Annotated in this window: 9 protein-coding genes; 4 read left to right on the forward strand and 5 right to left on the reverse strand. The window is 68.8% G+C overall.

Going from position 1 to position 10,998, the window contains the following annotated elements:
• Positions 1-9: 9 nt before the first annotated feature.
• Positions 10-1,500: a right-handed parallel beta-helix repeat-containing protein gene (locus tag C2L58_RS39545; protein WP_103342726.1), complete on the reverse strand. Its 1,491-nt coding sequence runs from the start codon at positions 1,498-1,500 to the stop codon at positions 10-12.
• Positions 1,501-2,122: 622 nt separating this feature from the next.
• Between C2L58_RS39545 and C2L58_RS39550 the strand changes: the two genes are divergently transcribed.
• Positions 2,123-2,944, forward strand: a complete 822-nt coding sequence (locus C2L58_RS39550) for a hypothetical protein (RefSeq protein WP_103342727.1) — start codon at positions 2,123-2,125, stop codon at positions 2,942-2,944.
• A 60-nt stretch (positions 2,945-3,004) separates the two neighbouring features.
• Here C2L58_RS39550 and C2L58_RS39555 read toward each other — a convergent pair whose 3' ends face one another.
• Both C2L58_RS39555 and C2L58_RS48925 read right to left on the reverse strand, forming a co-directional pair.
• Positions 3,005-3,922, reverse strand: a complete 918-nt coding sequence (locus C2L58_RS39555; RefSeq protein WP_103342728.1) for a hypothetical protein — start codon at positions 3,920-3,922, stop codon at positions 3,005-3,007.
• Positions 3,923-3,930: 8 nt separating this feature from the next.
• Complete coding sequence (locus C2L58_RS48925) at positions 3,931-4,491, reverse strand: hypothetical protein (RefSeq protein ID WP_146073760.1); 561 nt, start codon at positions 4,489-4,491, stop codon at positions 3,931-3,933.
• Between the two features lie 268 nt (positions 4,492-4,759).
• Here C2L58_RS48925 and C2L58_RS39570 point away from each other — a divergent pair, with 268 nt between their 5' ends.
• From C2L58_RS39570 to C2L58_RS39580, 3 genes are all read left to right on the forward strand, one after another.
• Entirely contained in the window at positions 4,760-5,419 is a 660-nt protein-coding gene (locus C2L58_RS39570; RefSeq protein ID WP_103342731.1) for a DUF4255 domain-containing protein, read from the forward strand.
• Positions 5,416-7,401 carry an ATP-binding protein gene (locus tag C2L58_RS39575; protein ID WP_103342732.1) on the forward strand — a complete coding sequence of 662 codons (1,986 nt, stop codon included), beginning with the start codon at positions 5,416-5,418 and terminating at the stop codon, positions 7,399-7,401. The genes C2L58_RS39570 and C2L58_RS39575 overlap by 4 nt, the downstream gene beginning before the upstream one ends.
• A gap of 103 nt (positions 7,402-7,504) precedes the next feature.
• Positions 7,505-8,251 carry an eCIS core domain-containing protein gene (locus tag C2L58_RS39580; RefSeq protein ID WP_103342733.1) on the forward strand — a complete coding sequence of 249 codons (747 nt, stop codon included), beginning with the start codon at positions 7,505-7,507 and terminating at the stop codon, positions 8,249-8,251.
• 17 nt (positions 8,252-8,268) lie between these two features.
• Here C2L58_RS39580 and C2L58_RS39585 read toward each other — a convergent pair whose 3' ends face one another.
• The gene (locus C2L58_RS39585; protein ID WP_103342734.1) at positions 8,269-8,694 is read right to left on the reverse strand and encodes a phosphoribosyltransferase; all 426 of its coding nucleotides are present in this window, start codon (positions 8,692-8,694) and stop codon (positions 8,269-8,271) included.
• 104 nt (positions 8,695-8,798) lie between these two features.
• Positions 8,799-10,988, reverse strand: coding sequence for an ATP-binding protein (locus C2L58_RS48930; RefSeq protein WP_146073761.1), 2,190 nt, complete (start codon positions 10,986-10,988; stop codon positions 8,799-8,801).
• Positions 10,989-10,998 lie beyond the last annotated feature (10 nt).

Here is a 10,998-nt window from a genome sequence, read left to right on the forward strand (position 1 = left end):
GCGCGGTGCTCAGCAGCGCGGCATCACGTCGTCGAAGGTCGCGCAGTTGTCCTGGTACCAGGGGGTCGACTGCCACTCGTCGGCCGTCAGGATCCGGGACGTGTCGCCCGGGACGAACTTCCAGGGGCCGTAGTAGGAGTTGCTGAACCAGTAGTTGCCCTGGTCGCGGGTGATGGCGTCCTGGACGACCTTGCCCTGGTACGGCGACCAGGACGGGTACGTCCCCCAGTTGGACAGCAGCGCCATCTTGCCGCAGGACCCATTCGTGCAGCCGACGTGGGCCGGGTCGAAGCGGAACGTGTTGTCGTGCACCTCGACCAGCTGGGTCTTCCAGCGGCAGTCGTCGTACAGCGGCGGCGACGCGATGCCGGGCGCCGAGCACTGCGTCCGGTCGGCGACGAGCTTGGTGCAGGTGTTGATCGAGGTGTTGGCCGGGCTGTTGCAGAACCGGTCGGCGTTCTCCCAGGCGGTGATGCCGGACCAGTTGTCCTCGAAGGTGTTGTCGTAGATGTCGATGAGGTGGGTCCGGGCCGGCACCCGCGGCTCGCCGCCCGACTCGGACAGGTAGACGCTCGCCACCGGGAAGTTGTCACCGCGGTCCGCGCGGCGCTTGCCCGCCACCAGGCTGTTGCGGCGCAGGACGTTGTCGCGGAACACGAGGTTGTAGCTGATCTCGTAGAACAGCGCCTCGGCGTCGTTGTCCTCGATGAGGTTGTTCTCGACCAGGAAGTCGTTGTTGTCGGTGTCGGCCCAGAGCCCGGCGCCGTGGTTGTGGTGGATCCAGTTCCCGCGGACGTCGGCCTTGTCGACCACCCAGAACTTGACCCCGCCGCTGCAGCCGCACCCGGGGCTGCGCGTTTCCCAGTCGTCGGTGTTGTTGCCCGAGATTTCGTTGCCTTCGATGATCAGCGCGGTGATCGTGCTGTCCGATCGGTAGGCGTTCATGCCGTATTGCCCGTTGTTGCGCAGGCAGCTGTGCCGCACCTCCTGGCGGGCACCGGCCATGATTCCCGCGCCTTTGTTGTTCTGCACGGTGGTGTTTTCGATGATCCAATGTTCGCCGGAATCGTGGTTCACGACGCCCTGGTCCTGCGGGGCGACGAAGTTCTGGATGGTGAGCCCGCGGATGACGACGTCCTTCGCCTGCTGGGTGAAGGCCGCGCGGTTGATGCCCTGGCCGTCGAGCACCGCGCCCGGGGCGCCGAGGTAGACGTCGCCGTCCTTGGGGATGACCTGGCCGAACGGGTCCGCCGCCAGCAGGTGCGTGCCCGCGGGCAGCCAGAACGTCGTGCCGGGCGGCGACTCCTGCGACTTGTGGTAGAGGTCGCCGGGCACCGCGGCGTCGATGGCGACCGCGCCCGCGGGGGCCGTCGTGTTGGCCAGTGGCTGGTGATCGCACACCGGCCCGGGCGTCACTTCGGCGGCGGCCACCGCCGGGCCGGGCGACACCACGAACGCGGCCAGCAGAACGACAGCCAGAATGGATCTGATCGGCGACATGCCGTGAACCTACGCAATTGACCGCGCAACGGCTTGGGCCGAACGAGTCCATTCCTGCGCTTTTCGGGTGTACCAGGTACCGAAAAAACCAGTGATTACTCCACGACTGTGAATACCGTGGGAACAATCGGTGGACGGTTCTGTTACCGTGGCCCGGCGGCGGCTCGTGGCCGGAATTCGCCGCCGATGCGGCGCTCGGGACACCCATCCGGCCCTCCGCGGGTGGGCCGCCTGCCGCGCTCCGGGCGCCCGCCCGGCCGAGCGCGGCCGCGGGCGACCGGCCGACGGCGGCCGCGGTGGCCCCCGCCGTGCCCGCCGAGCCGTCCCGTCCCGTCCGGGGACCACGGTTCTTTCCGCTAAACCGAGGACTACCTGAGCGAGTGATTTCCCGCCATTCATTCCGGCCACTCCGGCTGCGGCGAACTAGGCTGGTCCGACCCCATTCCCGGACTGTCCTCCACTCGGTGCGTACCGACGCACCGATCGGGTATTTGCGCAGGTCAAAGCCGCATCGAGACCCCATGGGGGCGGTAACGTCACCTATCGGACAGAACTTCTGCCCCGGCGTCCGGGCCCCGAATGAAACCCGGTTGCCGCACTCAGGAAGGAACCCCGAAAAATCATGTCCACATTGCGACGACTGGCAGTCGCCGGCGCTTTCGCGTTGCCGCTTTCCCTCGTCATCGCCGGGCCGTCGACGGCGCAGCCGCTCGGCTGGCCGAACGACTCCTGGAGCGCCGAAAGCTCCAGCAGCTGGGCCGGCATCGGCGGCGCGGGCACGACCGACACCGACGAAGGCACGACCTGGTGGGGACACCACTGGTCGGACTCCGACTCGGCCGTGGCCGGCATCGGCGGCGCCTACGTCACGCACAGCGGCGAGTCCGGCGACGACGGCTGGAACCACGCCTGGCACCACCCGGCGCAGGGCGGCTGGCACGACGGGGACGACGACTGCGACTACGACGGCGACGACGGCGGCCACCACCACTACGTCAACGGCGACTACGACCACGACGTGACCGAGCACCACCACGTCATGAGCCACCCCGACCCGGTGGACCAGGAGCCGGCCGGCTACGTCGTCCACCCGGTCTACGCCGCCGACGACAACGACGATGACGCCGACGACGTGGGCTACTACGCCGAGCAGCACTCGGCCGGGGCGGACGGCGCCACCTCGGCGCACGTCGTCAGCCACGCGGGTGAGCACCACGCCACGTACGACGCGGAGAAGTACACGGCCGGCCCGTACGGCGCATCGTCGGAGGGTGCGCACGCGGTGGCCGTGCCGGACTACGCGGGTTACCACGCCTGGTACACCGCGGCGGGTGTGGGCGGTGCCGCCGCCCACTCGGTCACGGCGGTGGCCGACGCCACGGACGACGACGACGTCTGGGCCGACCACGACGCGGACAGCGACTTCGACTACGACCGGGGCTGACGCTCCCGATCGCAGCCGAGGCTGAGCGAGCCGGGTCCGCACCGCGCGGACCCGGCTCGCTCAGCAGGGTGCGTCCGGGTCCGCGGCCGGGGTGAACTCCAGCCGCAGGGAGTCGGTGCGCGGCAGTACCACGGCGGTCCCGTCGGCCTTGTGCCACTGCACGGGCAGGAGGAAGTACTGGCCGCCGGACTGCAGGATGAGCTTCAGCCCGGTGTACCGGTAATGATAGGCGGTGTCCGGGTTGCGGCAGGCGGTTTCGCGCACACCCGGCGCGGTGAGGTTCAAGCTCTTCGCGCTGTAGAGGACGGTCTCCGGCGGCCCCCCGAGCGCCGCCTCGATCTGGATGGCCCGGCCGACGCCGACCGAAGCGGAGTAGTCGGCCACGGCCCAGAAGAGACCCACGCTGACCAGCGCGAACGCCGCCAGCCACTCGGCCGTCGCGACCGCGGCCGGCAGCGGCTGCCGGGCCCAGACCGCGAGCAGGCGCGAGGCCGACACGAGGAACAGGACGCCGAGGGAGAGCCCGGCGCCGGGCACCGAGTACGACGAGGCGAACGCTTCGGGACGCACCACGCCGACGGCCGCCACCGCGAACCCGGCCAGCCCGCAGCCGACGGCCACCGGGGTCGCCAGGCGGAGCAGCCGCTCCCACGCCGCGTCGCCGAGCCGGGCGCGCAGGAAGCGGTACAGCCACAGGAGCGTCAACACCGCGGCCAGCACGACGGCGATCGGGGCGAAGAGGCCGTCCGCGCTGCGGACCAGGTAGTCCTGCGCGGTCAGGCCGGTCGTCGAGAGCGGGACGCCGAAGTAGTCGAGGAGCCAGTTGGCGTGCTGGCGGCCGAAGAAGAACAGCAGCCCGGTCAGCACGGTCGTCGGCGCGAGCACCGAGCCGAGCACGCGCAGCGCCTTCGACGGGCTTTCGGGCTTCGCCTCCGCCGGAGGGGCCGGGGGCCGCAGGGACCGGAGCCGGTTCGCCATCGCCGCCGCTAGCCGGTGGGTTCGGGTGGTTCGGTGAAGTCCCCGCAGGGGTCGGAAAGCACGAAGGTGATGGTGTCGCCGCGGTAGATCGGCACCGACTGGATGATCCGCTTGACCGTGCAGTCCTGCCTCGGGTCCGGCGGTCCTTCGATCGTCTCCCGCAGCGTGACGCAGAGGGTGCCACCGCACTCGTCCGCGAGCTGCGCCTCGGTCACCGGTCCCAGTGCGGCGTACGACGTACCGATGATCTCGATCGGCGCGGTCCGCACGGGCGACCCCTTCGCCGGCGGTTTCGCCGTCGTGGGGGTGGACTTCGGCGTCGGCGGCTTGCGGGACGTCTTCGCGGTGGACGACCCGGCGGTCCGGGAGACCACGGTCCCCGGCGAACTCCCCGGAGCGGCGGTCGACGCGGGTTCGCTCCCGTCGGTGGCCGACTCGGCGGCCGAGGCCGAGGCCGTGGTCGCGGTGCCGGTGGCGAGCGGCGTCGGCGTCCCCGGTGGTGCTGGACCGCCGCAGCCGGCCACCAGCAGGCCCAGGGCCAGGCCGGCCGGGCCGGAAATCCGTCGCATGCGCGCCACCTCGTTCTCTTGAATCCGTCGCATGCGCGCCACCTCGTTCTCTTGAAGCGGTAGTCGTCCCGGCACCGGGCCCGGTTACAAGATCGGACGTGAACGGGGTCCGGGCGCCGGCCGCGGTTGCGCTGAAGCGCCGGACCGCGGCGGCGGGCGTTGCCCATACGGGCAGCCGGGTGTACCCGAAGGTTTGCCGCTGCGCGGCTGGCCGGGGCGCCCGGTCGCGATCATCGTGGACGCACCGCCAGTGCGAGGAGGTCCGCCGGTGATCCACGAGGTCGACGAGGCGCTGCGCCGGCTGGTGAAGGACGAGGCGCTGCGCGGCAGCGAGGTCGACGTCGCCTTCGACGCACCCACCAAGGACTGGGCCGCCCGGCGCAACGCTCCGACGGTGAACATCTACCTCTACGACGTGCGCGAGGACATGCGACGCCGGTCGCGGGGGCTGCTCAACGAGTACGACCAGCGCGGTGAGGTCGCGGCGCGGCACCTGCCGCCCAAGCACGTCAAGCTGTCCTACCTGGTCACCGCCTGGACCCAGCGGCCGGAGGACGAGCACCGGGTGCTGTCGGACCTGCTGCTCGGCCTGCTGCGCCACGAAGCCGTGCCGGTCGAGATGCTCACCGGCTCGCTGGCCGAAATGGGGCTGCCGGTGCCGATGACCGTCGCGCTGCCGCCTCCGGAGGACCGCGCGTTCGCCGACGTGTGGACCGCGCTGGGCGGCGAACTCAAGCCGTCGCTGGACGTCGTCGTCTCCGCGCCGATCCACAGTGGACGCGTCTACCCGGCCGGGCCGCCCGCCAAGGAAGGCCTCAGGCTCGACACCGGCGACGGCGAGCTCCTCGGGCACCACGTGTCCGCGACCGGGGCCGTCGAAGGGCAGCGCCGGGTCGCGATGGCGCGCACCCACCGGAAGCCCCGGTGAGCCTGGAGTACCTGTTCGAGCGGCTGGCCCGGCTCGAACAGCGCATCCGCGACGCCGTCGACAGCCGTCGCGCGGCCGACCCGAACCCCGACGACCCGTTCCGCGGCCTGTACCTGTCCAACGAGACGATCGATGCGCTGCTGGACGGGCTCCGCGAGCCGTTCACGCCGTTCACCGACTCCGTCCCGGACGGCCGGCTGCGGCTGCTCGCCGAACGCGCGGGACTCACCGGTGTCGACGTCGAACTGCTGCTGGTCGCGCTCGCCCCCGACCTGGACAGCCGGTTCGAGCAGTTCTACGGCTACCTCAACGACGACGTGACCCGACGCCGCGCCAGCGCCGGGCTCGCGCTGCGGCTGTGCGGCCTCCCCGAGGCGTCGGCCGCCGGCCGCGCCCGGCTCGACGCCGACTCGCCGCTGGTCACCTGCGGCCTGCTCACGGTGGGCGAAGACGAACGGCCGTTCCTCTCGCGCACGCTGCGCGTGCCCGACCGGGTGGTCAACCACCTGCTCGGCGACGACCGGCTCGCGCCCGAGCTCGCCGGCTGCGCGCACCTGGGCACCGAGCTCGTCGAAGTGCCGGGCCGGGAGCGGCTCGCCCGCGCGATCCGCGGCCGGGTCGGGCTCGTCTACCTGAGGGAACAGCCCGGTGGCGGGGCCGAAGAGCTCGGCGTCGGCGCGCTGGCCGAGGCCGGCTACCCGGCGCTGGTGGTGGACGCGGCGCGCTGGCAGGCCGAGCCCGGCCACGCCGAGCTCACCGCGTCGCTGCGGCGGGAGGCGCTGCTGCGGGGCGCCGGGATCGTGCTGGGCCCGGTCGAGGACCCGCGGCTGGAGGGCCTGGCGCACCCGGCGATCCCGCTGGTGGCGCACGGCACCGGGGCCTGGGACCCGCGCTGGAGCGCGACGCCGCCGCTGCAGCTCGACGCGCTGCCGCTGTCCGGCGCCGCCCGCGCGGAACTCTGGCGCAGCCGCCTCGACGGCTGGCTCGCCCCGGGCGTCGACCCGGGGGAGGAGACCGCCCACTTCGTGCTGGGACCCGGGCAGATCGCCCGCGCGGCGAAGGCCGCGTCGGTGACCGCGCTGGCCGACGACGGGCTGGTCCGCACCGCCCACGTCCGGGCGGGGGCGCGCAGCCAGAACGCGGCCGGCCTGCAACGGCTCGCGCGGCGGATCGAACCGGTCGTCGGCTGGCCCGACCTGGTGCTGCCGGCGGGCGTGCTGTCCCTGCTGGACGAACTCGCGGCCCGGGCGCGCTACCGCGACCAGGTGCTCGACGACTGGCGGATGCGCCCGGGCGGCGGCCGCGGCCGGGGCGTCACCGGGCTCTTCGCCGGGGATTCGGGAACCGGCAAGACGATGTCCGCCGAGGTGATCGCCTCGTCGCTCGGGCTGGACCTCTACACCGTGAACCTGGCGACCGTGGTCGACAAGTACGTCGGCGAGACGGAGAAGAACCTGGAGCGGATCTTCACCGAGGCGTCCGGCGTCAACGGCGTCCTGCTCTTCGACGAGGCGGACGCGATCTTCGGCAAGCGGTCCGAAGTCCGCGACGCGCACGACCGGTACGCCAACATCGAAAGCGCGTACCTGCTGCAGCGGATGGAGACCTTCGACGGGATCGCGGTGCTGGCCACCAACCTGCGGGCGAACCTCGACGAGGCCTTCACCCGGCGGCTCGACGTCATCGTCGACTTCCCGCTGCCGGACGTCGCCCTCCGGCACCGGCTGTGGGACCGCTGCCTGGGCGTCCGGATGCCACGCGGGGCGGACCTGGACCTGGGGTTCCTCGCCGAGGCGTTCGAACTGGCCGGCGGGCACATCCGGTCGGCCGCGGTCACCGGCGCGTACCTGGCCGCCGAGGCGGGCCGCCCGGTGGCGATGAGCGACCTGGTCGGCGCGGTCGCGCGGGAGTACCGCAAGCTGGGCCGGCTCTGCCTCGACCGGGAGTTCGGGCCCTACCTGGCGATGGTGACGGACGGCTGAACTGCCCGTGGGGGCAGGTTTCGCTGCCCTTCCGGACGGGCCCGCCAGTCTGGCGCGCGGCGCGGCGGCGGGGCAAGCTTTACGGGCGGCGGAGGGAGCTGTCATGCGCGGGCACAGTCACGAAAACGACCTCGAACCGGCCCTGCGGCCGAAGGGCGACCGCATCGAGCGGGACGACCACGACCTCCTCGGCCGGGCGGCCGCGGCCGGCCGCACCGACGTCCTGGGTCCGGCGGGCATGCTGGGCTTGCAGCGCGCGGTGGGCAACGCGGGGACGTCGTCGCTGGTGGAGGAGGAGCGCTCACCGGTCCACGACGTCGTCGGTTCCGGCGGCGGCTCGCCGTTGGACACCGCGACCCGCGAGGACATGGAGACCCGCTTCGGCCACGACTTCGGCGACGTCCGGGTCCACACGGACGGGGCGGCGCACGACTCAGCGAAGTCGGTGAACGCGCAGGCGTACACGGTGGGCTCGAACATCGTGTTCCAGCGCGACAAGTACGACCCGTCCTCCGATTCCGGCAAGCACATGCTGGCGCACGAGCTGACGCACGTGGTGCAGCAGCGGAGCGGGCCGGTGGACGGGACGGACGCCGGGGGCGGGGTGAAGGTGTCGGATCCTTCGGACCGCTTCGAGCGGGAGGCCGTGTCGAACGCGGACCGGCTGATGTCTGCGCCGGCGGCCGCTGGGCCCGCGGTGCAGCGTTGTGAAGACGGCGGGCATTCCGCGGCTTCTCCGGAGGAATCGGCGGCTGTCCAGCGGGAGGAAACGCCGGAGGCCGAGGAAGGCGAAGAGAAGATGGCGCAGACCTTCGTGCAGCGTGAGGAAGAGGCCGAAGAAGAGGCCTGATCGGCTGAGTGCACGCGCTATTCCCAGGGGAAGCTGGGAATTTTGTCCAGCGCCCCCAGGGAGAAGTCCGGTTTGACAACGGAATCGAAGCGGTAGTAGAGGGCTGCCGTCCACACGGTGGCTCCCTTGTCGGCCAGGATGTCGCGGGCTTCGGCCAGGCTTCGGCCGGACTCCAGCGCGTCTTCGACCAAGAGAACGCTGTCCCCGGCTCCGAGTGGAGAGGGGGTCGTGTACACCTCACGGCGAGATCGGCTGCTATCCGTGTATGTAATCCCTATGCTCGACAGCTTTTTTACCCCGATGCCGTCCGAAAGCAGCCTGGCTGGGATGAATCCGCCTCGAGCAACCGCCACTATCAGATTCGGTCGACATTCGCTTTTGCGGATCAAGCTCGACAGGTCATTTGCAAGACTTCGCACGTGATCCCATGTGATGGCCTCCATGGTTTCCTTTCGGGGTCTCTCGGCTTGAAATTTGCGACGGTAGTATATACCCACGTCATCTCGCCTTGGATTTCAGGTGCTCGCATTGAAGTGGCAGCGGATCGTCAATGCGCGGAAATATCTCTCAGCTTACGCTGGATCTTGGCCAAGTCTGGATGCTTGAGTCTCTCAAAGATCGCTTCGGCGCGAGCCCATGCACTGCGCGCGGCATTGTGGTCATTTTGACCGTGGAATAGGTCACCTAAATGCCCTAGTGTTCCGGCCATGTTGAACCAATCGCCGGCGTCCTGGTACTTGTCGATGGATTGACCATAGTGCTCGGCTGCCTCGCGAGGGTTTCCCATTCGATGATGACAGTAGCCTATCGTGTCGAGCACGTGAGCCTCGCCGTGTGCGTCTTTCAGTTCCCTTGTCATGACAAGGACCTCAAGGCAACGCATCAGGGCGTGCGGATGGGATCCTGTTCGAGCAAGATTCCAGCTGAGTGAGCTGAGGGCGCGTATCTCGCCTTGTCGGTTTCCCTCGGAACGAAATATTTCCAGTGCGTCCGCGGCATACTCCAGTGCCTGTGTAAAATCACTTCTGCGCTCGCTGATCAGACCTAGGGTCAGTTTTACTCCGGCTCTACCGATGTGGTCCCCCAGTTTGGTGAACAGGTCGATGGCTTGTTGGGCATGATTGAGCGCGTCGCCTTCGTGACCTAGTCTCATATATGTACTGGCAAGGATTCGGTGGCTCCTCGCCTTCGCTGTACTGTCGGCAATGCGGTCGCCTGCTGTCAGGCTGTCAAGGTGGATGGCAATCAGATCGCTCCAGTATCCTTGGCGATAAAGAAACGTAGTCAAGTTCCACGGAAGATGCCAGGCTTGCTCGTAGAAGCGGTTTCGCGCTGCCATACGTGAGGCTGCGACCAGGTTGTCATGCTCCAGGTGAAACCATTCGAGAGCTTCTTTCCTGCCCTTGAATTGCTTCGTCAATGCGTTGCGCTGAAGTGGTGGCGATGGTACCAATTCCCGGGATGGATTGAGTTGCCTGTCCGCGTTGGCCGCGGTGTGCACGTAGAAATCGACCAGTCGGCGGAGGGCGGTTTTTCGGATGTCTTCCGGCAGGTCGTGTTGTGCCTGCTCAGTGGCGCCCAGTCGGATCAGGTCATGTATACGATATTGATGTGGCGCGTGTTGGTGAATCAAGGAAGCTTGTTCGAGGCCTCTCAATGCTTCTCTCGCCTGGTGCAAGGGTAATGCGTTAAGGCTGGCGATGGCATGCAGGCTGATGTCCGGTCCTGTGGCAAGGCCCAGGTGCCGGAACACGTCGGCATGTCGAAGGGGGAGAGCGCTGAAGGAACACCGCAACGCGGCGGGGAGGCTCGATGCGGGATCACTGTCGTTCAGGGCGTTCAGCCTGGATGGGGTGTCGTGCAGTTCATCTGCCAGTGCCGAAAGCGGGAAGTCGGGGTGTGCGGCGGCCTGCCCGGCTACAATGCTCAGAGCCAACGGAAACCCGTCGCAGTAGGCAAGCAGCTCGTCCACTGCATGAGGTTCGGCGTTGAGGCGTTGCGCGCCGAGCCGGCCGGTCAACAGGGTGCGAGCTTCCGCGTTCCCCATCGCGTCGAGGGGTAACCTCCGTGCGCCGTGGAGGTTGATCAGTCCGGTCAGGTGGTCGCGACTGGTGACCAGCGCCATGCAGGTCGGACTGCCTGGCAGCAGGGGAACTACTTGCCTTGTGTTGCGAGCGTTGTCCAATACAATCAGTATTCGCTTGTCGGCCAGCAAACTCCGATAGAGTGCGGACTGGTTGTCAAGCCCTGTGGGGATTGACTTTGAATTGATTCCCAACGCATGGAGAAATCCACGCACTGCTGACTCGGGATGCACCGGATCGCCGGACGGGTCGAAGCCTCGCAAGTTGACATACAACTGTCCGTCGGGGAACCGATCTACCCTGCGGTGGGCCCAGTGCAACGCCAGTGCGGTCTTGCCGATACCGCCGGCCCCGGCGATGAGCGAGACCGGGGTGGCTTGCAGGCAAGCGACAGCGTCATCCAGTGCTGCCAGCTCGTCGGCTCGCCCGACGAACAGCTGCGGAGCGGCCGGCAATTGGTGCGGTACGACAGTTGATGGTGGCATGGAATAGAGGTGGAGTCCCCCGTGGATGGCACCGGTCTGGACGAGTGATCCGGTCATCGATCCGCTGAATTCGTTCCGGCCATCCGGCGCGTCCACCACCACGTCAGTTTGACGCACGCCGTACCGCTGGGGCGCACCTTGCGAAACTCCTGAGCCGACGTCACCCAATCGGTGCACC

This window comes from Amycolatopsis sp. CA-126428, from assembly GCF_002904335.1.
GTDB lineage: Bacteria > Actinomycetota > Actinomycetes > Mycobacteriales > Pseudonocardiaceae > Amycolatopsis.